This window comes from Brucella rhizosphaerae, assembly GCF_002252475.1.
GTDB classification, from domain to species: domain Bacteria; phylum Pseudomonadota; class Alphaproteobacteria; order Rhizobiales; family Rhizobiaceae; genus Brucella; species Brucella rhizosphaerae.
Genome location: NZ_NNRK01000017.1, coordinates 109717 through 134938, shown reverse-complemented (window position 1 = coordinate 134938; position 25222 = coordinate 109717). Strand labels below are relative to the sequence as shown.

The window sequence follows — 25222 nt, the reverse complement described above, 5'->3', positions numbered from 1 at the left end:
TTAAAATAGATTTCAAGAATACCTTTAATAATAGTAACTTAATAAATTTCAACGGTCTGCAAAAAATAGCTTCAACGTTGCCTTCCAGACCGTGCAGCTTCTGCAATTCCAATAAAATCGCGCGCAGACTGTGGAAGACTCGAACCCTTTCGCCACACCATTCCAATCTGCACGATTGGCAAAGAGCCAGAAACATCCCGGCTTTCAATTCGATCACCTTCAAGCGACCATGGGCGATAGACGAGATCAGGTAGAAGGGAGACACCGGCACCAGTCGCCACTAAACTACGAACCGCTTCAACAGAGCGAGTCCTGAACGCCACATGCGGCCTTGCCCCAAGTGCAGCAAGAAGCTTTCCGGTATTCTCCTCAATTTCATCGACGGTGAGCATGATTAAAGGTTCTTTAGCCACATCATCGATTGATATTCCGTCAACGGATATAAGCGAATGCCCTAAAGGCAACCACAATCGATAGGGCGATGTTTCCAGAATTTCGGCATGAAGCGCCATGCGGTCGCGTAGACTGGAAATCACCACCACAGCCACATCAAGTTCACCCCCGATGAGCAGATGCTCAAGGTATGAGCCATTATCCTCAATTGCGCTCACCTCCACATCGGGAAACGCCCGGCGATAGCGCGCCAGCAAATCGGAAAGTACATAGCCAGCAACAAGCGATGTGACGCCGAGATGCAGAGTTCGTTTTTCTGTCACCTGCCTGCTCGAAAACGAGCGTCGGGCATCAGAAACGTCAGCCAGGATTTTCGTTGCATGACGCATAAATTGATGGCCGCTATGCGTGATAATCAGCCCACGCGGATGCCGCTCGAACAATGAGACGTTGAGATCGGCTTCAAGCTCCTTAATCGCCTCAGTAATAGATGACTGGGAAATCGACAGCGATTGTGCAGCACGCGTAACCGAACCTTGCTCAGCACATGCGATGAAATAACGTAACTGCCTGAGCGTGAACATTTCTCTGCTACCGGTATTCCTGAAAAGGCCTTTAGGATCGAGCCTGTTTGCGAATGATAATCATCTCATAGCGTTAAAGACACAAAGGTTAAATGCCACGATGATATCTTTTCTCTGGTGCCGCTACACGTTTTCGAAATATACCGGTAGCATGGGATGAGCACCCTATCCTTTTACATCTATAGACTATCCCCTATTACAAACTTTATGTTGAAGCAGTTTGACTCGGATAGAGTGCAAACATCTATACAGTGCCATCATTTTCGAAGCACCAAAATGGGTATACGCACACATACGCCTCAACAAAGGGGAGACCTAGCCGACCCTTATAAAATACAGGTTCTGTATATGCCGGTGCAACTGTTCACTCCATTTCAACCTTCAGCATGCAATTTATATGCTTACGCTCTAGGATTGGCTCAGTATTCGTCGCCTTGTTGAAATACGACCCAAATCAACTTTGCGTTCTTGTTTGCAACAACAACCGCTGCCCGGTTGTAACCGCGCCTGTTCGTAAGTGTCCGTTTCAAAATAAATTGAATGATTGCGGTTATTTATGATTCAATCGAATTGCTTAGATTTGATGGAGATCAAGCTGGATTAACCTGAAATCACCTATCGGCAGTATGAGCGACATGGCCAGTGTTATACAAGTGATGTGGCGACGCAGAGTGGCGGCTGCTTTCGCCACTTCTGCTTTTTCAAAGCAACTTGTCCCCCCGCACACAACAGATATTCGAGAGGTGATAAATCCTCTTTTGTACATCAGGTCGACGGGTTTTCGGTGGCGGTTTTTGCCCAAGAACTTCTCACCGTTCTCCACCTTAAGGAAATGCTTCTATGGTAGCGTGATGGAGAAACGATGCGTGCGATCAACAGCACGCTTGTAATGTTTGCGCAAACAGGTTGAAAGACAGGTCAGTCCGACAGCTGGTGTGATCGATAGTCAGTCAGTAAAAGCCGCGAACGTGGGGGAATACGAGGCTTTGATGCCGGTAAGAAGATCAACGGACGCAAGCGCCATATTGTGGTTGATCACTCGGCTTGATGGTTGGTCGTGTGATCCATTCTGTGGGCATTCAGAACAGAGATAGTGCGCCGATAGGCTTGAAAACCATCCTCAAGCGCTGGCCGTGGTTACGGCATATCTTTGCTGATGGTGGATATACTGGTCCCAAGCTCAAAGGTAGGTTAGAAAAGGTCGAGAAGTTTACGCTGAAAATTATGAAGAGATCAGACCAGACCAACGGTTTCGAACTACTCCCACGCAGATGAGTTGTCGAGCGGACCTTTGCTTGGCTCGGAAGATGCCGCTGAACGGCAAAGGACTTTGAGAAAGCTATCGCTTCCGCTGAAGCTTGGATCTACATCGCAAATATCCGCCTGCTCACCTGGTCCCTGGAAGGGCTTGAAGTAGCTGCAAGCATTATGATTCAGCCTCTGACAGAGCCGCACAACTTAGCGCAAGGTTCAAAAATTCGTTGCTCCAATAAATCATCGCAGGGCACGCAGCTATTTTGCACCGCCCTGTCGATTCTATAATCATAGGTATGATAGTACCAACTTCAAAATGAATACAATACTTTGATTTAAGACGATTTTTCCGCCTTTATTCAAGACTAACTCTTATAATTGGATACATTGTCGTTGACACCATTCAAAAAGAGTGAAATCCTCAACGAAAGAAAAAAGGGAACTGCTCGCGCTACTCGTCGGTGATGATTGCACTAAAGCAACGACATAGCTTCATCAAAGCTATGATGCGGTTGAATCGCGATGACACGTGATGGAGGGTTCATGAATGAAATTCAGTACACTCACTCAGTCTAAATGAATAAAAATATTTCCGTAAGCGTAACGGTTTCGAAAATAATAAAAGACAGAATAAAAGGGAAACGAATGAATAAGTCGGTGAGAATAATCTCTATATTTGGAATTTTACTTTCTGCAGCGTCGGCAAGTGAAGCCAGAGACCTGACCGTAGTAGGCTTTGGCGGCTCGGTTCAAGATGCATTTCGTGCAGCTTATATGGAGCCATATTCAAAGCTAAAGGGTATCAATATCCTTGAAGACACGACCAATGGTGGGCTTGCAAAACAAAAAGCTATGGTTGACAGCAACAATATCACCTGGGACGTCATGCAGATGGAAGACGATGAAGTCACCATGGCATGCGAACAAGGTCTTGTTGAAAACATCGACTGGAGTAAACAAGCCCATGCTGAAGAGACCGATCCATCGCAGTTCAAAGAATGCGGTGTTGGGGCTTTAGCCTGGGCGAATGTCTTGACCTATGATGCCGACAAGATCGCTGACGGTCCGAAAAGCTGGACCGATTTCTGGAATGTCGAAAAATGGCAAGGAAAGCGGGGTCTGCGTAAAACAGCCAAGCTAACCATGGAAGTCGCATTGATCGCTGATGGTGTCCCGCCGTCAGAAGTCTACGAAATTCTGGCTACAAAAGAAGGACAGGATAGAGCTTTCAAGAAGCTGGATGAATTAAAGCCGCATATCCAATGGTGGGAAAGCGGTGCCCAGCCTCAAGAATGGCTTTCTTCAGGCGACGTGGTTATGACTTCAGCATATAACGGTCGTGTCGATACGGCGCAGAATAATGGAAAAAACTTTCCTGTCATATGGGATGGGCAGATTAACTCTACTGAGTTCTGGGCCATAATGAAAGGCTCCTCCAATCTTCAGGAGGCGACTGAATTCGTGGAATTCATGATGTCGAAAGACCCGCAGGTCGTGTTTGCCAACGCTATTCCCTACGGCGTCAGTAACGTGAAAGCCATGGAAGCCTTATCGCCTGAACGTCTGTCGAAGCTTCCTTCAGCACCTGAGAACATGAAAAATGCAGTTCGCTTCGACGCAGGTTTCTGGATTGATCACGGAGAAGAACTGTCTGAGCGCTTCGCAAGCTGGGTCGCTCAATAGCTTTTTAGTTGATCCCTGCAAAGCCGCGCCGGTTAAGCTCCGGCCGGCATTAGGATAAGATTCGGATGAGTATTGCTCTCGCAGATAGAAACGAAACGATGCAGCTTGCAAGGACATTGCATCGCATTCAAAGAAATAGACGCATTAACTCGCTATTACTGGTCGCGCCACTTTTATTATATGTCTTACTGACGTTTATACTTCCAATTGCAATTATGTTTTACAAAGCGGTGGAAAATTCGGAAGTCATAACAGCATTCCCCCAAACAACAACTCAACTTGGTCAATGGAACAGCACCAATCCGGTTGAGCAGCCTCCCAACATGATTTACTTAACATTCGTACGAGAAATAGCTGGCGCATCACGCAGCGACGTAGGTGAAGCTGCGCGTCGCCTGAATTACGAAATTAGCGGCTATCGTTCACTCCTAACGAGCACGTTGCGGAAAGTACGCGAATTACCCGCCAATATTGACGACAATGAAAACGCCAAAGGGTTTCTTTTGGATATCGATAGTCGATGGGCAGACCCTGTATTCTGGCACGCCATGCGGCGCTCATCTGCCTCTTACACAGCGTATTACATGCTGGCAGCATTGGACCTGAAGTTGAATGACAGCGGACAAATCATTCAGGTGCCGGAAGAGCAGCGAACTTATGTCGACATTCTCCTGCGTACAATCAGGATCGCAGCAATTGTAACAATTGTCTGTGTTATCTTGGGTTATCCATTAGCAAACCTAATGCTGACAGCCCCAAAGCCATTCGCAATCGTGCTTATGATCGCTGTTATGCTACCCTTCTGGACTTCGTTACTCGCCAGAACATCAGCATGGATTGTGCTGCTACAGCGCGAAGGTCTGATCAACTCATTCCTCGGCTATCTGGGTGTAATCAATCAACCTCTTGAACTCATCTTCAATACCACGGGCCTATATATTGTCATGGTCCATATGATGCTGCCGTTCATGGTGTTACCCATCTACTCAACCATGAAAGGAATACCGCCTCAATATATGAAAGCGTCTGCATCGCTGGGCGCAAAGCCATTGCGTAGCTTCTGTGAAGTTTACCTTCCTATGACGCTACCTGGTGTCGGAGCCGGTGCCTTGCTGACTTTCATCGTTACAACGGGCTATTATATTACGCCATCTCTGGTTGGAAGTGCCCGCGATCAAATGCTCGGCTATTTTATCGCTTTCTTCGCTAACACAACAATTAACTGGGGTATGGCATCAGCGCTCGGTATCATCCTGCTTTTCTGTACACTCTGCATTTATCTCGTGGCAACCCGCACCGTTGGCGTCCGTCAACTGGCCGGACTGAAATGAGGGCAAGCATGTCATATTCAAAGCAAACTCTTCTCGCTCGTTATTGCTTTTACGCTTTCGGATGCCTGATGGTGTTGTTTCTGATTGTACCACTCCTAGCAATCATACCGCTTTCATTTAGCGCAGGCAGCTTCTTGTCCTATCCACTGCCCGGTTTTTCCTTTCAGTGGTATGACCGGGTTTTTCATGACGGCCCCTGGCTGGCAGCCTTGAAAAACAGCTTTGTCGTCGGAATCGCGACTACGATACTTGCAACAATCTTGGGAACTTCGGCGGCATATGCCTTTGCGCGCCGCGATCTGCCCATGCCAACAACTTTGCTGGGTATTCTGATCGCGCCGATGATCGTTCCCCCCGTAATCAGTGGCCTTGGCATGTATTTTCTAATGGCGAAAATCGGGCTGACTGCAACAATGCCGGGGGTTATTATCGCCCATACAGTTCTGGCAGCACCCTTCGTGCTAATCACAGTGACCGCCACGTTGCAAAACTTCGACATGGGCCTTTTGCGCGCTGCAAACAGCCTGGGCGCATCTCCGCTTGCAGCCTTTTTGACTATACTCGTACCTGTCACCGCACCAGGAATTATATCCGGCGCACTGTTTGCTTTCATGACCTCTTTTGATGAAGTCGTCGTTACACTTTTTCTGGCAGGCCCTGCTCAACGCACTCTGCCATTAAAAATGTTTGAAGGGCTAAGAGACAATATCGAGCCCTCTATTCTGGCAATGTCAACTTTCCTGATGCTGATCGCGACGCTTAGTCTGGCTACTGCAGTCTGTCTCATTCATCGCAGCACCAGAAATCTGACTGCTGCAAAACCGAATTGATCCATAGAAGAGCCATTCTTAGAGGGCATTATGACATCACAAACCATCGTTGATTTCGCCAATGTAAAGAAAACATATGATGGCAGTAACATCATTATAAACGATCTTAACCTCTCAATACAAAAAGGTGAATTTCTTACATTGCTGGGTGGTTCCGGGTCTGGAAAAACGACAACACTCATGATGTTGGCCGGGTTTGAAATGCCAACAAGCGGCCGCATCTTTCTGCAAGGCAAATCAATAGAAAACCTGCCCCCACACAAAAGAGGAATTGGTGTGGTATTCCAGAACTACGCACTTTTCCCACATATGACCATCGCCCAAAACCTTGCCTATCCATTGCGTATGCGCAAAATGAACCGGCAGCAGATACAGCATAAAGTATCAAAGGCTATCGAGATGGTGCGTCTTGAAAAGATGAAGGACCGACGGCCCAATGAGTTGTCGGGCGGGCAACAGCAACGTGTAGCGCTGGCGCGCGCGCTGATATTTGAACCAGAGCTCATACTGATGGACGAACCACTCGGCGCACTCGACAAAACGCTGCGTGAACACATGCAATATGAAATAAAGCAAATCCATCGCGACTTGGGCGTCACCATGGTTTATGTCACCCATGATCAATCCGAAGCGCTCACGATGTCAGACCGCATCGCGATCTTCGAAAATGGAAATATCGTTCAGATCGACAGTCCGCGCGCGCTTTATGAGTGTCCGGCCAATGCCTATGTTGCTGGATTTATCGGTGAAAATAATATGCTTTCAGGACAGTCCAAAGGTTATGACGGGGAAGGATGTCTTTTCGTCTCTCTTGATAGTGGTATCTCGGTACATATGCGGGATTCGAGCGTTATAGGTGCAGGAACACCCGTTAAACTCGCGGTCCGGCCGGAAAATATTGCTATTGGAGAAGCCGCGCGACAAAGACGCAATCAATGCAGCGCAACGATAAGCGACGTTACTTACGTCGGAGATCATTTACGTCTGCTTGTTGACATAGGAGCAGGTCAACAACTCGTCCTGCGACGACCCTTGATCGACTTTTCATCAGAGCCACAACTCGGACAAACATTGCTTATCGGCTGGAACGATACAGACGGGTGCGTGTTCTTTGGTAGCAAAGCAGCCTAGTGGATTGAATTTGAGGTTAGAATCCTTGCTGACGCAGCTGTGTTTCAACCATCAAATTCGCTCCCCCTTGGGCCATTTACCTGCTGGCAGTCTGTCAAGACCTGGAACAGTTAATCAAATTGACTATTCCATTCTCTTGTTACCACAGAGATTTTGCGGAAATCTGCGCTATCGGAGACATGAAACCCAAACGGTGATTGACGTCGATAGAGCGCCATGCAAATAATCATTATGATGCATCATGCAACAAATATCGAGCGAGGACCATGTTTGACTACTGTATCGTGGGAGGCGGCATCGTTGGCTTGGCGACCGCATTAAAGATTGTCAAAAGCGAATCGGGTTCTCGTATTCTTCTGTTGGAGAAAGAAAACTCGCTTGCGGTTCATCAGACCGGGCATAATAGCGGTGTCATACATGCTGGAATTTACTACAAACCGGGAAGCCTAAAGGCTGAACTTTGTCGTGCGGGTGAGCACCTAACGAAACAGTTTTGTGACGAAAATAATATCCCCTACCGTACTCCTGGAAAACTGGTAGTCGCAACAAATCCAGTCGAGTTGCAGCGTCTCGCGAATCTCGAAATGAATGCGGCAGCAAACGGCATTAACTGTCGCCGGTTAAACAGTCAGGAACTTATAGAGATTGAACCAGCCGTAACTGGCCTTGGTGCTTTGCTCGTGGAGCAAAGCGGGATCGTCGACTATCGCGCAGTTTCCAGAGCAATGGGTGAGACGATCAAGGCGGCAGGCGGCACAATCATATACAACGTAGAAGTTGATCGCATCGAAGAGCGTTCAGATACTGTCCGCGTTCATACGAGCAAGGATGTATGGGAAAGCCGCTATGTCATTGCCTGCGCTGGACTACAGGCTGACCGTCTCGCTCAACAATCGGGACAAAAAGTCGATTTTCAGATCGTGCCTTTTCGCGGAGAATATTATGCGCTGAAGCCCGAGTTAAGCAATTTGGTCAATCGGATGATTTATCCCGTACCCGATCCATCCATGCCATTTCTCGGTATCCACCTGACGCCTATGATGGATGGAAAGCTGACTGTTGGTCCAAACGCAGTCCTCGGCATGTCACGCGAGGGCTATGCAAAATTCTCGACAAACCTGCGGGATATGGCCACCTATGCAAGATTTCCAGGTTTCTGGAAGGTGATTTCAAATAACCTTAGCTCCGGAATTCAGGAGATGAAGGACAGCATCTTCAAGTCGAGTTATCTGGAAAAATGTCGCAAATACTGCCCGACGCTACAAGCAAGCGATCTGCTGCCCTACCGAGCAGGAATACGCGCTCAAGCAGTCTCCAAACAAGGCGTATTGATCCATGATTTCAAGTTCTTGCAGTCCAAGCGTGTACTGCATGTCTGCAACGCCCCCTCGCCGGCAGCTACATCGGCAATTCCGATCGGCGATTTGATCTTCAAACGTTTACAACAAAACAATTGAGTGAGCCATGTCGAACCAAAATGCATACAAAGACACCCAACTTTTCATCAATGGTAAATGGGTGGAAGGACAAGGCGGCAAGCCAATAGATGTCCTCAACCCTGTCAGCAATGAGCGAATTGGATCGGTCAGTGTAGCTTCGCAGTCACAACTCCAGGCAGCGACGGAAGCGGCAGAAAAAGGATTCAAGGTTTGGAAAAATACCAGCGTCTTTGAGCGTTCAAATATCCTTAGAAAAGCTGCGACACTGTTGCGCGAAAGAGCTGATGCTACAGCCCATTTGCTTACACAGGAGCAAGGAAAGCCACTGGCAGAGGCCCGTGCTGAAGTGAACGTTTCAGCGGATATATTTGATTGGTTTGCAGAAGAGGCACGCCGCGCTTATGGCCGCATCATTCCTGCTCGTGATCGCGCGGTAAGGCAAACTGTATTCAAAGAACCGGTTGGCCCGGTGGCTGCATTTACGCCCTGGAATTTCCCGGTATCCCAGACCGCGCGAAAGCTCGGCGCAGCGCTCGCTGCCGGTTGCTCGCTCGTTGTCAAACCATCAGAAGATACGCCAGCAGCGGCCGCAGTCCTTGCGCAGGTACTTCACGAGGCAGGCATTCCAGATGGTGTAGTTAATTTCGTATATGGCGTACCAGCGGATATTTCAAATTATCTGATCGCTCATCCCGCTATTCGTAAAGTATCTTTCACCGGATCTGTCCCAGTCGGCAAACATCTGGCTTCCCTTGCAGGAAAACATATGAAGCCAGCAACGATGGAACTTGGTGGTCACGCTCCGGTTTTGGTTTTCGGCGACGCAGACATCGAAGCTGCAGCGAAAACCATGAGCCAATCAAAATTCCGCAACGCCGGTCAGGTCTGTGTATCACCCACCCGTTTCCTTGTTGAAGAATGCGCGATTGATCAGTTTGTAGACATTTTCGTCACTGAAACGAAGCGTCTGACAGTTGGCTCCGGTCTGGACGTCGAAAACAATATGGGGCCACTGGTCTCAGAACGTCGTCTCGAAGCAATTGAATCGCTTGTTGCGGATGCGCGTGAACACGGCGCAAAGCTCGCAACAGGGGGCAAAAGAATTGGCAATTCCGGGAATTTTTATGAACCAACAGTGCTCACAAATATCACACGTGACATGCGCATCATGAATGAAGAGCCATTCGGACCTGTCGCGTTGATGATCCCGTTTCAGGACATCGATGAGGCTTTGCAGGAAGCCAACCGTCTGCCGTTCGGGCTTGCTTCATATGCCTTCACAAAATCAGCTGCAACGATTAGCGAACTTGAGCGCGGGATTGAAGTTGGCATGCTATCAATCAACCATCTGGGACTGGCGCTTCCAGAAACGCCATTTGGCGGCGTGAAAGATAGTGGTTACGGTTCAGAAGGTGGCAGCGAAGCGATTGAGTCCTACTTGACGACTAAATTCGTTTCTGAACGCCACTTACTTTAGAGTACCTGTAATATTACACACGAGAAATCTATTTAGTCTAAAACTAAGCCCGCATGGTACGCCATGCGGGCTTTCGATTTTACACCATACCCAAATTACTGATGGTCAGAAGTCGTTTTCTCTGCATCAATTTTGAAAGTCCCTGGTTCATTCTCATCTGGCACGAGCATAACGCCATAAATTCGCAACGCCGCTTCCACAGAGAGCCAGCCTCGATTGGCAGTAGCAAGCACACGCTGCGGATCACGTTTACGAGGATCACCATAGCCACCGCCGCCAGAGGCGGTAAATGCGATTTTCGCACCTTCTTCGATGACAACTTCAGCAAATGCGGGCAACACCTCTTCACCACCGTTTGCCTGAAGCTTGATTGTTTCCGATGCCTTGCCGGTTCCACCGCCCAACACTCCGCGTGGTGGGAATGTTGTGCCGTCCGCCGCATAGACAATGGTCATATCGTGATCCAGGGGATAAAAAATACCGCCCACCGTCGGAGCTCCCTCAAATTCTCCATACCCTTGAGAATCCTGAACAACCCCACGTCGCTCAATAATGATTGGATACATGGATTCATCAACTTCGACCGAATCCAATTGGATCAACCCGGCATTTGCAGGTCCGCAGTACGTGAGCCAGCCGTCGTGACCATGTAAAGCGCCACCACCCGCATAGCCCACAAAGACCTGATTCACATATCCCTTGCCATCTTTGTATGGGTCTTGCCCGGAAATGACGCCAACGCCCGCAGGCAAGTGAGAGCCGCCTTCGGCCTGACCGTATGGCGCGCCCATTTCGGAGAAAACAGCATTGCCGGCAATCATCAGACGATCGTTCACGTTGGTTGTCGCAACTGAGGTACCCACTGGGTATTTTGGTTTGCCTACAACCGAGCCATCACGAAGCAGAACTTTAATCTGGGATTTCGCCCCTTCATTATGCGGCACACTTTCGTCCAGGTTATTAAATACCCCAATACGACATGATCCTGTGGCGGTATTTTCGGAAAGATTCAAACCGCCCGCAACGCAATCGATATTGTCACGCGCGTCTACAACGATTTCACCCTTCTCTGGATCGACATTAATCGTAAGCCTGACAGGTATCCCTTCATCCGCCACTCCGGGAACCGGATCGTGGCGGATTTCGTAGCTATATTGGCCTGCCGGGAGTTTGGCGATTGCTGCCTTCGCGCAACGTGCTCCGTAGTCAAACCAATCTTCGACAAAATCCATTACCGTTTCAGGAGAATATCGCTCCAGCAATTCATGAATACGGCGCTCACCAGTCCGGCAAGCACCAATCTGCGCGCGTACGTCGCCCAGCCACATTTCAGGCACGCGGTTACGCATGGAACCTATGCGCAAAATATCCGCTTTTTCCTTATAATTTTCCGCGACCCTCACACAGGGCCAATGCATGCCTTCTTCAAAAATATTCTTCGCAAACGGCAAATATGTTGAAGGCGTTGGTGCACCTGTATCTGCGTGATGAGACAGCGCCATCATCCAGAATAATGGTTTACTCTCATAAAATACAGGCATAGCAACGATGAGATCGGCATGATGGGTACCGCCTGTGAATGGACAGTTGTTGAAGAAGATATCGCCCGGTTTGATATCATCAAACATCTGAGTGATAGGACGTGTGGCCAAATCCATTGACATAACGTGAATGGGCAACGCATCTTCAACAGACACAAGACGGTGATCATAGGTCAGAATTGCACACGAAAAATCGCGTGCATTTTTGATCACAGCCGAGCGGCTGGCACGCATCACCACGAGCGTCATTTCACGCACGACAGCTTCGAAGCGGCTCTTAAGTACCGACATGAGAAACGGGTCGACGCGACGAGCTGCTGTACCTGTATCAGACATTTTTGCGCTCATATTCATCTCTGAAGCCTCTCTGCTTAGTCTACATGGACAACAAGATTGCCGTATTCATCGACAACAGCATTGTGGCCGTGCTTCAGATACGCTGTGAAGGTCTCGGCATCGATAATGCATGGGCCGATCAGATCAGCCCCCATTCCAAGGCCGGTCAACTCGTATACGGGCAGTTCTTCGCGCCCGCCCTTCTCATGGCTGTAAACTTTACGGGTAGCCTTAGGTTCAACAGGACCGCTTTGCGCTGAAAGCTTATGGTTGAGCCAAATATCCTGACCTGTTCGCTTTCCTATGGCGCGTAGTTTCCAGGCAGTAAACTCGACAACGTCAGCGTCTGCGCGGATCGAATAGATGCGCTCGTGCATCTGGTGGAACGCTTCGACAAAATCAGACAGCTGTGTCGCAGAAATCTGCCCGTTTTCGACCGTGAATGGAACTTCGATTTCAAATGACTGATACTCGTAACGCCCCATGAAGGTAAATTCAAAACGGCGATTGACATCGGGGACGCCCGCTTCTTCGAGGAAACTGCTGCCGGATTGAAGAAGCCGAGCTAGGATAGCGTTCACACCATCGGGATCAAACCGCTCGCTTGACGTTAGCAACACGCCTGTATCTTCCCGACGTATATCTGAAATCAGCCCGCCAAAAGCCGATAACCCTGCCATGAAACGAGGAACCATGTAGCGTTTAAGACCAAGAATGTCGGCCATTTCTGCGATATGAATCGCAGTCGCGCCGCCGCCACATACAAAGAAACTATCGCGCGGATTGATGCCTTCACGCACAGTGATTTCTTCAATAGCAGCAACCATATTGTGGTTTGATGTTGTATAGATGGCATAGGCGGCCTCTTCATTGGAAACCCCAAGCTGATCCGCAACTTGCGCCACAGCCGCTTCAGCAAGATCCTTGCGAAGTTGCATTTTGCCACCCAGAAAGTAATCCGGGTCAACGATACCGAGAACTACATTTGCATCTGTAACAGTTGGAAGGGTACCACCTTTATCATAACAGGCAGGCCCCGGACGAGCACCGGCGCTATGGGGGCCGACATGCAACAGACCACCGTCGTCAACAGAAGCGATAGAACCGCCTCCGGCACCAACCGAACGCACATCAACCTTGGGAATACCAAGACTATCATGGTGGATCATACTATCTGGTGTGATAATAATTTGATGGTTGCGCAGCGCGGATACATCAAATGTCGTTCCTCCCATATCACCCACGATAATGTCCGGTTCATCAGAAAGCGCGAGTGCTGCCATCGGAGCGAGTGTTGGCCCGGACATGACAGAATAAATCGGCTTCTTGATCATTTCCGCCAGGGGCATCATGCCACCAACGCAATTTGCCAGCAACAACTCGCCTTCAAAGCTCGTCCCGTCGAGAGCAACACGAAGTTTTTCAATGTAACGCTTCACGATTGGATTGATTGAGGCGTCGATAGCAGCAGCAATAATACGCTTATATTCGCGTGGCATCGGGTTGATTTCATGGCTCAGTGTGATTGCAACGCCCGGAAGCCTTTCCTCCAGAATATGACGTACTTCCAGCTCATGATCCGGATTGACGACAGACCAGAGTAATCCAACTGCAATCGCTTCAACGCCAAGTTTGGCGAAATCATCTGCGGCACGAATAACGTCTTCGCGATTGAGCTCTCGAATGACACGGCCACGAGCGTCAATACGTTCGCCGACTGTGCGTGTAAGATGGCTCGGGACATAGGCATCAGGATAGTCGAGACGCCATTGAAATGCCCCTTTGCGCGGTCCTTCGCGCAGAACCAGCACGTCTTGATGGCCTTCTGTAACAATCAATCCAACCTTGACGGTCTTCCGCTCAACCAGTGCATTGGTCGACACCGTTGATCCATGAACAATCAGGTCGATGTTTTTGAAGAACTGCTCGGACGTCAGGTTATAGCCTTCAGCAGCCACATGAAGCACGTTGATAAAGCCATTTTCAAACTCACCGGGTGTCGTTGGTGATTTGAAAATAGAGATTTCGCCGTTTTCATTTGAAACAAGACAATCGGTGAAGGTGCCACCAATATCAATACAAACCTGATATGTCATATAATCCTCAAGATCTCTCTTAGAGCCGAAAATGGAAACGGTTTGCCCTATGAAGCTTATGCAACCGTCGGGATTGCTTTGCTGGCTTTGGGTAAATGATTAACGCGGTACTTCCTCCCGCACGATAATCAAGGAGGCTATGATAATCAGCCCGAGGAATATCTGCTGGAGATAACCGTCCACCTGAATAAGGTTCATGCCATTGGATAGGACAGTGATAAAAATCGCGCCGATTAAAGCTGCTGTTACGCCACCTTCTCCGCCTGACAGTCTAACGCCGCCGACAACTGCCGCCGCGATGGATTCAAGGGTCAGATTCCCGCCAAGATTGGGTTCTCCCGACCCTGTGCGCGCCGTCAACATAACCGCACCCACTGCTGTCAGAAGACCACAAATCGTATAGGCCATGATGACCACAGGTTTCGCACGAATTCCGGCAACATTGGCCGCCTTTGGGTTGGCCCCTATGATATAAATGCTACGGCCGAACCGGGTGGCAGAAAGCGTGACGCCAAGTATGATGAAGGTCACGGCCAGAACCCAGATAGGCATTGAAATTCCAAGCATTTTCCCTTGAGAAAACACTGCATTGAATACCGGTGGCAAGCCCGCGATTGGAAAGCCGCCACTGACCGTTGAAGCCAAAGCCAGTACGATGTTGGCCATACCAAGTGTCGTGACAAGCGGATTGAGTTCAAACCCTGCAATCAAAATACCGTTGGTTAGGCCGATAGCTGATCCCAGAAGCAAGGCCACACCGATGCCGATCAACATAGATGAAATGTCAGCGCCACCGATCCCGACCATCGCCATTGCCGAAACAACGCTGATGAGCGAAATGTTAAACCCAAGCGAAAGATCAAACCCGCGTGTGAGAATAACAAAGGTTTGGGCCATCGCGAAGATCGCCAGAAAACTCGCCTGAATAAGAATATTCTGCAAATTACCGAGCGACCAAATGCGAGGTTCTATGCTTCCAAAGAAAATCAGGACAGCAATAATGGCCAAAGGCAGCGCAAACGTTGATAAAGAGTGCGAGAATGCCTTGAACTTCAGTTTTGGGAGTATTGAAGTTATATCAGTCATCTTTAATTCCTCGCCCGCAGCACGCGTTCAATTCCTAAGGCGATGATCAGAACAGCACCAAGCATCAAAGTCTGAAACTTGCTGTCGATCTGTAGCAAATTCATTGCATTGCCAATGACGGTCAGGAAAAGGGCAGCCAGCACGACAAGCTCGACGCGCCCCACACCTCCACGCAGTGAGACACCTCCAATGACTGCCGCCGCAATGGTTTCCATTGCAAGCGTACTGCCGATGGTCGCCTGTCCCGAACCAAGACGCGCAGTCATAAGGAACCCGGTAATAGCAGCCAAAATGCTCGCAAGAACATAAGTTGAGATGATTACCCGCTTCACTTTAACCCCAGAAAGGCGAGCCGATCTGGCATCGCTACCAACTGCGTAGATATGGCGGCCAAATGCGGTGAATCGTTGCATAACCCAGCACAGCGCTGCGATCGCAAGCACAATGACCATCACAACCGGAATACCTGCTAACTGACCGCGACCAACGCCTTTGATAAAACCGTCGAAAACACCATAGACAGGGATACCTTGCGTAAAGTAGAGCCCCACCCCCATGAGCACTGAAGTAACAGCCAGCGTTACCATGAACGGTGAAACATTGAAGGTTGCAATCAATGACCCGTTGATGAGACCAACAAGCCCCCCAAGCGCGATAACTGCAAGCAAGGCCATAAGCACAACATAGAGTTCCATACCAGGATACAGCGGCCCCACAACAAGCATAATTGTTGCAGTAATCAACGTAGCCCCTGCAACAACCGCTCCAACGGAAAGGTCAAATCCGCCGGTCGTCATAACAAGCATTTGCGCCACAGCAGGCAACGCTAAAAACGAAAAATTTCTCATAACATTGAGGAGGTTGAGGCGATTCAAAAATCGCGGTTCAAGAATTGACGTGGCAATGATCGACAGCGCAAGAAATGTGAGAACAATGCCGCCGCCGGTGATAAACCGATCGATATTGCGTAACTTATGGATGGGAGCGATATACCGTGTGGTGATCTCGGTCATGCCACGGCCTCCTTCGCTTCTGCTTTACCAAAATAGTGGGAAAGAACGTTAGCCTCCGATTTTTCACTCTCCTGAATTTCAGCCATGATGGTCCCCTCATGCATGACATAGATACGTGATGCGAGATGAATTAATTCAGGGAGCTCAGACGTCGAAACAATGACGCAAGCACCACGTTCTACAAGACGTTTGATATATCGATAGACATCGGCCTTTGCACCAACATCGATACCCACTGTGGGCTCGTCAAATATGTAGACGTCAAAGTCTTTCATAAGCCCACGAGCCAGCATGATCTTCTGGCGGTTGCCACCCGAAAATGCCCGAACAGGTCTTTCCGGATCAAGCGGGCTTAACGCCAACTCTCTCAATGGCCCATCGACAAGTTGACGCTCTCGCTTGTGCCTGAGAAACGCGCCTTTCGATATTGCCGAGTGTCCCAGACTTACCATTGTAACGTTCTCACGCGCAGGTCTATTCAATGCCAGACCTTCTTCCCCCCGGTCAGCGGGGAAATAACAAAGATCGTTCTTCAACATCACAGATGGAGACGGATTACTGATCGCCTTCCCGTGCAGCTCAATCCGCCCTTCTGAAATATGTTCAAGTCCAAAAATTGCTCGACACAATTCAGAACGACCACAGCCAATTAGTCCCGCAAGACCCACAACTTCGCCGGACCGAGCAAAGATACTGGCTTGGAAAACAGTACCTTTGCTCGTTGAAAGTTTATGAACTTCGACGACAGTGTTTCCGGGTTTGAAGGCAATATCCGGAAACAATTCAGAAACAGGTCGACCAATCATCATCTCGATCAGACCTTCATCACTGATTTCCTTGGTCGTAACGGTTCCTATGTATTTTCCGCCCCGCAACACAGTTACGCGATCAGAAAGATTACGAATTTCTGCCATCCGGTGTGAGACATAAATAATGCCGACACCCTTCGCCTTCAGTCGATGTATTGCCCGGAAAAGCTTTTCAGCTTCACCATCAGTAAGAGAGGCCGTTGGCTCATCAAGAATAAGTATCCTCGGCTCCAGACGTAGTGCTTTGGCGATTTCCACCATTTGTTTCTGCGCACGAGACAAGTGTCCAACTGGAATATCCAGTGATACTGGAAACTCCAGATCTTCTAATAATTTTTTCGCTTGTTGACGCATCGTCGATTTTTTCAGGAAGAAACTTCCAGTCGTTTCGCGTGCCAGGAACAGATTTTCAAGAACTGTCAGATCGGGAACAAGGCTGAACTCCTGAAATACAGAAGCGACACCGAGAGAACGCGCAAGCGTTGGGTTGAGCTGACCATGCGAAGTGCCGTCAAAAATCAGTTCTCCCGCTGTTGGCTCAAAAGTGCCCACAATGAGATTTATAAGCGTGGACTTGCCAGCACCATTCTCACCTAGAAGCGCATGAACTTCTCCGGCTCTCAAATGAAAGTTCACATCGCTCAGAGCAGCCACATTACGGAAATGTTTCGTAAGCCCTTTGATTTCAAGCATTTTTCTTCCGATCAATGATTCCTTACCGGCCTTTTGAAAGGCCGATAGGTATTGCATTGTTAAGAAACGATACTGATTGAACAGGCCGTCCGATTACTTCGCTGACACCGAGAACACTGGGCGCGTGTTCGCAGGGGCAAAAATCTGCGTCGTATCAAAAGTGCCAACATTGTCCTTCGTGACAATGCCCGGCGATACCAGAAGCACTTTTTCATAAGGCTTTTTTTCAAGTGCTCTAACAGCCAGATCAATGCCGATACGCCCCATCATCACGGGATACTCTGTAGCAAATGCCAGCACTTTGCCATTCTGAACAGAGTCAAGCATGGTCTGGTTTTCGTAGGATGAGACAATCATAACGTCGTCACGCCCTGCATCCTCGACAGCACCGATGGCTGCTTCCGCAGTTGGAGCTCCGCCCCAGATCACATTCATTTCCGGATAGGTCTGTAGCGCATCTTCTACGAGACGCAGCTGCGCAGGAACGCTGGCTTCACCAAATTGTTCGGCGAGAAGTTGAATGTTGCCTTCTTTTACAGAGTCACGAAAACCACTCATGTAAGTTTCCGCCCAACCCGACCCCTGCGGTCCTGGAAAACCTACGGCTTTACCGGATTTATCACCGAGCGCCTTTTTCGCATATTCACCAGTTTGATAACCTTTCTGGTAAAAATCGGGCGTAATGCGCGCCGTTATAGGCGTTTCGAGAATTGGATTTGCCACGGCAATATTGACGATGCCCTTATTCATTCCCTCCGTAATCTTCGCAGCAACACCTGCTTCAGAAATTGGAGAAATCAAAATGGCGTCAGCACCAGCCGCCACGCAATCATCATATTGCGAAATTTGCTTGGGAAGAGACGTGTAACCACCAGCCTGAAAAATGGTCAGATTAATACCGAGGCGCTTGGCTTCTTCGACCATGCCATAGTTTACAGAAACCCAGTATCCATCCTGAATGTGCGGATAAAGCACACACAGATTCCACGGCTTCTCGGCTTTATCCAGCGGGACATAATCAATATCGGATAACGCTTTAAGATCGCCGTCCTTTGCGGACTTGATTTTAAACGGCCACCAATCCGCAGCCTGCGCCGTTCCCATCGAACCCGCAGAGACAGAAATCAGGATCGCCACCAAAGACGAACCAATCGTTTTGTTCAACGCCATTTTTGTTCGAGCTCCCATTTGCTCTATGTTTAAAATCACAGCAGGCGGCTTCGCTTCTTATTTTCCAAAAAGCTTATACCGGTGGTCACGCTTGTCAATCTAATTGGATACATAATATCTATTATTTGGCCAATTCTGGCACATTCCCCGATATTATTTTATTGTAATGTATCCAATTTTGACCTTTCGGTAGAATATTCCTCGTCGGAGTCAACAAAAACTCCGACGGATATCATGCGTCAGGACCCGGACGTTATTTTACAGATGCAAGGACCTCATCGAGAGATTTTTTCGTCACCGCAATCACATCATCTACCTGGGCTGGTGTTATGATCATGGGTGGACAAAAGGCTATCGCATCACCCATATTGCGAGTGATAACCCCATTGTTGAACATAGCGGCATTTGCCATACTTCCGAGCGCTCCGACCTTCTCATGAGGCTGCTTCGTTTGCTTATCGGCAACAAGTTCGATGGCGGCGATAAGACCCACGCCACGCACTTCACCAACCAATGGGTGGTCTGAAAGCTCGCCAAGGCGCTCCAGCATGTAAGCACCCGTATCTCGCGCATTTGCCACAAGGTTACGCTCTTCGATGATTTTAAGATTTTCGACAGCGACAGCGGCAGCAACCGGATGTCCAGACCCAGTGTATCCATGCCCGAAAACACCCAGACGCGCACTCTCATCCGCGACAGGCTGATAAACACGATCGTTGAACATGAACGCAGAAATGGGCAGGTAAGATGACGAGATTTGCTTGGAAAGCGTCATAATATCTGGTTTGATATTGAATGTCTGGGAACCGAACATGTTACCGGTTCTGCCAAAGCCGCAAATCACTTCATCTGCAATCAGCAAAATGTCATATTTATTGAGAACTGCCTGAATTTTCTCCCAATAGCCAACCGGAGGAACGACAACACCGCCAGCTCCCATTACCGGCTCGCCAATAAAAGCGGCTACGGTATCCGGGCCTTCTGCCAGGATCATATCTTCCAGCTCCTGCGCCAGACGGGTGGTGAATTCTTCTACTGTTTCACCCGGAAAAGCATCCCGATAGTAATGCGGGCAAGTCGTATGCAAGAAGCCAGGCAGAGGCAGATTGAACGACACATGATTGACCGGCAGTCCTGTTGCACTCGCTGACGCAATGGTCACACCATGATAGCCTCGCTTCCGACCGATGATCTTGGTACGCTGCGGCTGCCCCAAGGCATTCGAGCGAAACCAGAGCATCTTAATAATCGTATCATTGGCCTCCGAGCCGGAATTCGTAAAGTAAGCTTTGCTCATAGGAACAGGGGCAATACTGATGAGCTTTTCCGCGAGCTCGATTACCGGAGCATGAGAGCGATGCGTGAATGTATGTGAATAAGGCAACTTCTGCATTTGCTTGCATGCTGCATCAACCAGACGCTGTTCCGAGAAACCGACACCGACGCTCCACAAACCCGCCATAGCTTCAATATATCGCCGACCATTATTGTCCTCGACATAGATTCCATCGCCTTTTTCAATAACGACGGGCCCAATTTCTTCATGACGCCTGGCATTGGTGTTAGAATGAAAATGATACTGTATATCGCGTGCTTCAACGGAATTCGGCTGATTGGTCATTGAGTTCTACCTTCAATAAAACGGGCCGGTTGTCCCAGCCTCACATAAGAAATGGCAGTTATAAGCGGTGATGCTATTCCCCTCATCACGGAGATAACGGAAGCTGATTGACCGTTGGTACAAAGCTACATACAAACGATATTACATGCAACATGTTTGATGCATCATATTGCAAATTGATATGAGATCGACTTTAGGGAGCGCCCGCAATGCACGATATTTCTGCACTACAAACTTTGGAACGCGAGAATTTGGGCGAAGTCGTTTATCGCAAAATCTCCGAAAATATAGTCGGCGGCAAATTTGCACCCGGCACCCGCCTTACGATACGCGACCTTTCCACCTCCCTTGGCACATCGGTCACGCCGGTGCGGGACGCTATTCTACGGCTTATCCAGGATAATGCGCTCATTCAAAAAACCCCGCGCGAAGTTCGCGTGCCAGTATTGACCCCCGAGCAATATTGCGAAATCCGCGACATTCGCGTGCGTCTCGAAGGTCTCGCAGTTCGCAATGCAACAGCCAAAGCAACAACCAAAGATATTGAACGACTGTGGGTTCTGATAGAAAAAAATGAGGCTGCACTTAAAGAACAGCGCTGGCAGGACGCATTGGAGTGCAATCAGCAATTTCATTATGCCTTTGCGGAAATTGCCCAAATGCAATCACTATCCCTGATCCTCGGTAAACTCTGGTTACGGATGGGGCCCCTTATCGCAGGTGCTTATGAACATGGTGGGCGATTAATGATTGATGATCATTACGTCGTCATGAAAGCACTTGAAGCAAAAGACGCCGATGCCGCTGAAGCAGCCATTGCCAAAGACATACTGGATGCCAGTGAACTCATCCTTGCTCGAATTGAAGTCCTTCTGAAAAACTGACTGCCACGAAAATCCAGGCTGCCTGCACCAAGGCCACTTACAACTACCCAAACTCATTAGAATGTATACATTATAGAAATTATTATTTTAACCCGCGCTTCAGAATTTCGGAAACCTTTCGAGAATTTATTAGTATCTTATTGTTTTCCTTAATTATAATTGCAACCTCATGAATTTACTATGATTTTTAGCATCGAAAAATTACACTTGAACCGACCTGAATTTCATGAAATGTATCCAATTGATGGAGAAGTCGCAGCTGACTTCCATCCCTTTAGGGTAAACGGGAGGACACATGCCAAATCTCACAACTCTCAATCCGGCCAGCCTTTGGGTCAATTTGACTACAACCCCGGACGACTGGGCAAATGCTGATCCTTCACAGCTTCAAACCATGCTTGTTTCAACGCACCTTATTCGGGCTTTTGAAGAAAAGGTATTGGAACTGGCAGGTTCGGGGCTTGTACATGGACCTGCACATTCGGCCATTGGTCAGGAGGGCGGCGCAGTTGGTTCGGCGCTTTTGATGCGGGCCGGAGATCAGATCAACGGCTCTCACCGCGCCCACCATCAGTTTCTCGCAAAGTCTATTCGTTATGTCGAACCCGAAGGCATGCTCGTCAATTCAGAGTTCTCTAACGGAATCCGTGATCTTGCACAAAAATCACTGGCCGAAATCATGGGGCTGGCACAGGGGTTTTGCAAAGGACGCGGAGGGTCCATGCATTTGCGCTGGTCAGATGCAGGTAATCTTGGAACCAATGCAATTGTAGGTGGGGGTGTTCCTCTTGCAGCGGGTGCGGCCTGGGCGCATAAAAATGCAGGCACTGACGATGTCGTTTTTACCTATTTTGGCGATGGTGCCATCAATATCGGATCTGTTCTTGAAACTATGAACCTCGCAGCCGCATGGAAGCTGCCTCTTTGCTTTTTCATTGAGAACAATCGCTATGCAGTTTCTACCCATATCGATGAGGTAACGGCTGAACCACGTCTGTCTGCGCGCGGCTTGGCATTCAACATTCCAGCTTGGAACGTTGACGGTATGGACCCTCTCGCGGTCATGCTTGCAAGTGAAGCGGCCATCAAACATATGCGCAATGGAGATGGCCCTACGATTATTGAGGCAGACGTCTATCGATATTTTCACCAGAACGGACCCCTGCCCGGTTCGGCATTTGGTTATAGAGACAAAGCCGAAGAAGCCGAGTGGCAGCAACGCGACCCCATAAAGCGGCTGGAAAGTGAACTGCAAGAGCGGCAAATTCTGAGTGAGACAGCAATCAGGGAATTACGTGTGCGCGCGCGACAACTAATGGAAGATGTCACGTCAGAGCTAACAGAAAACATTGATGGCAAAAGGACCATTATCTCATCCTTGTGGCCAGAAGAAAGCTTTCGGGACTTCGGCATTCGCGGTGACTTATCCGAATTCTCCAATGTTCAATACGATGAACTGGAGAGCTTTGAAGGGACAGTTACGCAAGGCAAATTTATCGATGCTGTATCCTTCGTAATGCAGCGACGAATGGAGCAAGACGATCGCATCGTCATTCTCGGGGAAGATATCCATCGTCTGAAAGGTGGAACCAATGGAGCAACGCGCGGATTACCTGCACTGTTTCCAAAACGAATTTTAGGCACCCCAATCAGCGAAAACGCCTTCACTGGTGTTGCCGGAGGAATGGCCATGGACGGTCGCGTTCGACCAGTCGTAGAATTTATGTATCCAGACTTCATGTGGGTCGCAGCAGATCAGGTATTCAATCAAATCGGAAAAGCACGGCACATGTTTGGCGGAGACACCAATGTGCCGCTTGTTCTGAGAACAAAAGTGGCTATGGGATCAGGTTATGGATCCCAACATTTGATGGATCCAGCAGGTATATTTGCCACCTCACCCGGCTGGCGAATTATCGCCCCCTCGACTCCTTTTGATTATGTCGGCCTCATGAATTCCGCTTTAAAATGCCAGGATCCAGTCCTCGTCATTGAACATGTCGACCTATATGTAGCAACCGGCCCGACCCCTCAGAAAAACTTTGACTACTTCATTGAACTGGGCAAGGCAAAAATCGTGCGATGCGGCGATAAGCTTACAGTCGTGAGCTATCTCAACATGGTCCATGTTGTATTGGAAGAAGTAGAAAAACTTGGAATCGATGCGGAAGTCATCGATCTTCGGTCACTTGATCGTGCAGGGATCGACTGGGAGACAATCGAAGCTTCGGTTCGCAAAACTGGAAATGTACTGATAGTAGAACAAGGGGCACTTGGTACATCTTATGGCGGACTTCTTGCCGGCGAGATACAAAATCGCTGCTTTGACTGGCTGGATCAACCCGTTGCTCGCGTACATGGCGGTGAAGCATCTCCAAGCATTTCCAAGGTCCTGGAAGCCGCGGCCTGCGCGCGTCCGGCAGATGTGGCTGACGGTTTGCGCAACGCGATGAGCGCACAGGGCCTCCCGATTTAGCGCGCTTTCCGATCTGATTGAACGAGATCAATGATCCAACCATTTGCTTTAACGCATATTCCGATCAGAAGGACCGACCGATGCCACATGAAATCAAACTTCCGTCCCTCTCCGCTGGCATGGAGAGCGGAACGTTGGCGCGCTGGTTAAAGCGGGACGGCGATGCGGTGGAAAAACAGGAAGTCATCGCCGAAATCGAAATAGACAAAGCGACAATGGAACTGGAGGCGCCAGTATCCGGCATTCTCGGGGGAGTCACATTTTTGGACCGCGAGGAAAATGTGCCTGTTGGTTCAACTCTTGGCATCCTGTTTGCTAACAAAGACGATTATGCAAATTTCAACCTCAGATCAACCAGCATAGCAATACCAACTGACGCCAAACAAACTGCCCGAGGAGAAAGCATAAACAGAGAATTCAATTCAAATCCAGTTGCACAGCAAGAGAATATCACAGAACAAGAACTTCGAACAAAGGCATCTCCTCTCGCCCGAAGACTCGCACGAGCGAATGGCCTTGATTTCGACGGTTTAGAGGGAAGTGGTCCACGCGGACGAATCGTGCGGATTGATATCGAACGCGAGTTGAAGAAAAAGCAAGTCGTAACCCCAGCGTCGACTATCTCAAAGTTCGATGCAATTAACGCGATATCATTCGCCATCGATGGAGAACGAATTCCGCACAGCCCTATGCGCAAGGCCATAGCGCGTCGTCTCAGTCAATCCAAAGCCACGATACCACATTTTTACTTGCGAACTGAATGCGTCGTTGACGACATTCTGGAATTACGCACGCGAATTAACGCCTCCGGAATAGCGGAAAAGATTTCAATAAACGACTTCATGATTAAAGCTTTCGCTTATGCATTGGCGCAGACACCACAGGCAAACATCGTTTGGAATGACGACGCAATGATTGCGTTGACACAGGTAGATATTGCTGTCGCAGTAGCCACGGATGGTGGTCTGATTACGCCTATTGTCCGGAACGCCGACAGAAAAAGTCTGAGCGCCATTTCTTCCGAGGTGCGTTCTCTTGCAATGAAAGCGCGCAGTGGGAAACTATCCCCTTCAGAATTTGAAGGGGGAAGTGCTTCAATTTCCAATCTCGGAATGTATGGCGTGAGTGAATTCTCAGCCATTATCAATCCTCCACAGAGCATGATCCTGGCAGTTGGAGCGGTTGAACGTCGAGTTGTATGCAAAAGTGACGAGTTGGTTGCCGCCAATTGTGTAACCTGCGTTTTGTCGGTCGACCATCGGGCAATTGATGGAGCATTGGCTGGGGACTTCTTTAAAGTATTCAAGTCTGCGCTGGAGCAGCCCCTAACATTGCTAGTCTAGTTTTAATATTACGCTCAATAAAAGGCGGCACA

17 protein-coding genes and 1 pseudogene are annotated in these 25222 nt (G+C 48.9%); 10 read left to right on the top strand and 8 right to left on the bottom strand.

The window, feature by feature from the left end; genetic code table 11:
- Nucleotides 1-71: 71 nt before the first annotated feature.
- The gene (locus CEV32_RS02775; RefSeq protein WP_094573926.1) at nucleotides 72-977 is read right to left on the bottom strand and encodes a LysR family transcriptional regulator; all 906 of its coding nucleotides are present in this window, start codon (nucleotides 975-977) and stop codon (nucleotides 72-74) included.
- Between the two features lie 610 nt (nucleotides 978-1587).
- On the opposite strand from CEV32_RS02775, the pseudogene CEV32_RS02770 reads away from it, so the two are divergent.
- The 7 genes and pseudogenes from CEV32_RS02770 to CEV32_RS02740 all read left to right on the top strand — a co-directional run.
- A pseudogene (locus CEV32_RS02770) lies at nucleotides 1588-2369 on the top strand (IS5 family transposase); the annotation flags it as partial.
- A 438-nt stretch (nucleotides 2370-2807) separates the two neighbouring features.
- Nucleotides 2808-3914, top strand: a complete 1107-nt coding sequence (locus CEV32_RS02765; RefSeq protein WP_235818696.1) for an ABC transporter substrate-binding protein — start codon at nucleotides 2808-2810, stop codon at nucleotides 3912-3914.
- Nucleotides 3915-3979: 65 nt separating this feature from the next.
- Nucleotides 3980-5245, top strand: coding sequence for an ABC transporter permease (locus tag CEV32_RS02760; RefSeq protein WP_094573922.1), 1266 nt, complete (start codon nucleotides 3980-3982; stop codon nucleotides 5243-5245).
- A gap of 8 nt (nucleotides 5246-5253) precedes the next feature.
- Complete coding sequence (locus tag CEV32_RS02755; protein WP_094573920.1) at nucleotides 5254-6075, top strand: ABC transporter permease; 822 nt, start codon at nucleotides 5254-5256, stop codon at nucleotides 6073-6075.
- A gap of 30 nt (nucleotides 6076-6105) precedes the next feature.
- On the top strand, nucleotides 6106-7206 hold the full coding sequence (locus CEV32_RS02750) for an ABC transporter ATP-binding protein (protein ID WP_094573918.1): 1101 nt from the start codon (nucleotides 6106-6108) through the stop codon (nucleotides 7204-7206).
- A gap of 266 nt (nucleotides 7207-7472) precedes the next feature.
- On the top strand, nucleotides 7473-8663 hold the full coding sequence (gene lhgO, locus CEV32_RS02745) for an L-2-hydroxyglutarate oxidase (RefSeq protein ID WP_094573916.1): 1191 nt from the start codon (nucleotides 7473-7475) through the stop codon (nucleotides 8661-8663).
- Between the two features lie 7 nt (nucleotides 8664-8670).
- Complete coding sequence (locus tag CEV32_RS02740; protein WP_094573914.1) at nucleotides 8671-10122, top strand: NAD-dependent succinate-semialdehyde dehydrogenase; 1452 nt, start codon at nucleotides 8671-8673, stop codon at nucleotides 10120-10122.
- A gap of 95 nt (nucleotides 10123-10217) precedes the next feature.
- Here the strand turns inward: CEV32_RS02740 and CEV32_RS02735 are convergent, their stop codons facing one another.
- The 7 genes from CEV32_RS02735 to CEV32_RS02705 form a co-directional block, all read right to left on the bottom strand.
- Nucleotides 10218-11999: a hydantoinase B/oxoprolinase family protein gene (locus tag CEV32_RS02735; RefSeq protein WP_374882665.1), complete on the bottom strand. Its 1782-nt coding sequence runs from the start codon at nucleotides 11997-11999 to the stop codon at nucleotides 10218-10220.
- 35 nt (nucleotides 12000-12034) lie between these two features.
- On the bottom strand, nucleotides 12035-14095 hold the full coding sequence (locus tag CEV32_RS02730) for a hydantoinase/oxoprolinase family protein (protein ID WP_094573912.1): 2061 nt from the start codon (nucleotides 14093-14095) through the stop codon (nucleotides 12035-12037).
- A gap of 99 nt (nucleotides 14096-14194) precedes the next feature.
- Nucleotides 14195-15181: an ABC transporter permease gene (locus CEV32_RS02725; RefSeq protein ID WP_094573910.1), complete on the bottom strand. Its 987-nt coding sequence runs from the start codon at nucleotides 15179-15181 to the stop codon at nucleotides 14195-14197.
- Between the two features lie 2 nt (nucleotides 15182-15183).
- Entirely contained in the window at nucleotides 15184-16194 is a 1011-nt protein-coding gene (locus tag CEV32_RS02720; protein WP_094573908.1) for an ABC transporter permease, read from the bottom strand.
- Complete coding sequence (locus CEV32_RS02715) at nucleotides 16191-17696, bottom strand: sugar ABC transporter ATP-binding protein (RefSeq protein WP_094573907.1); 1506 nt, start codon at nucleotides 17694-17696, stop codon at nucleotides 16191-16193. Before CEV32_RS02715 ends, CEV32_RS02720 begins: the two co-directional genes overlap by 4 nt.
- A gap of 93 nt (nucleotides 17697-17789) precedes the next feature.
- Nucleotides 17790-18866: a TMAO reductase system periplasmic protein TorT gene (gene torT, locus CEV32_RS02710; RefSeq protein WP_094573906.1), complete on the bottom strand. Its 1077-nt coding sequence runs from the start codon at nucleotides 18864-18866 to the stop codon at nucleotides 17790-17792.
- Between the two features lie 253 nt (nucleotides 18867-19119).
- Nucleotides 19120-20487, bottom strand: a complete 1368-nt coding sequence (locus CEV32_RS02705) for an aspartate aminotransferase family protein (RefSeq protein WP_094573905.1) — start codon at nucleotides 20485-20487, stop codon at nucleotides 19120-19122.
- A gap of 209 nt (nucleotides 20488-20696) precedes the next feature.
- Here CEV32_RS02705 and CEV32_RS02700 point away from each other — a divergent pair, with 209 nt between their 5' ends.
- The 3 genes from CEV32_RS02700 (at nucleotide 20697) to CEV32_RS02690 (ending at nucleotide 25190) form a co-directional block, all read left to right on the top strand.
- The gene (locus CEV32_RS02700; RefSeq protein ID WP_094573904.1) at nucleotides 20697-21371 is read left to right on the top strand and encodes a GntR family transcriptional regulator; all 675 of its coding nucleotides are present in this window, start codon (nucleotides 20697-20699) and stop codon (nucleotides 21369-21371) included.
- A 295-nt stretch (nucleotides 21372-21666) separates the two neighbouring features.
- Nucleotides 21667-23847: an alpha-ketoacid dehydrogenase subunit alpha/beta gene (locus tag CEV32_RS02695; RefSeq protein ID WP_094573903.1), complete on the top strand. Its 2181-nt coding sequence runs from the start codon at nucleotides 21667-21669 to the stop codon at nucleotides 23845-23847.
- 80 nt (nucleotides 23848-23927) lie between these two features.
- A complete protein-coding gene (locus CEV32_RS02690) occupies nucleotides 23928-25190 on the top strand; it encodes a dihydrolipoamide acetyltransferase family protein (RefSeq protein ID WP_094573902.1) in 1263 nt (420 codons plus the stop codon).
- Nucleotides 25191-25222 lie beyond the last annotated feature (32 nt).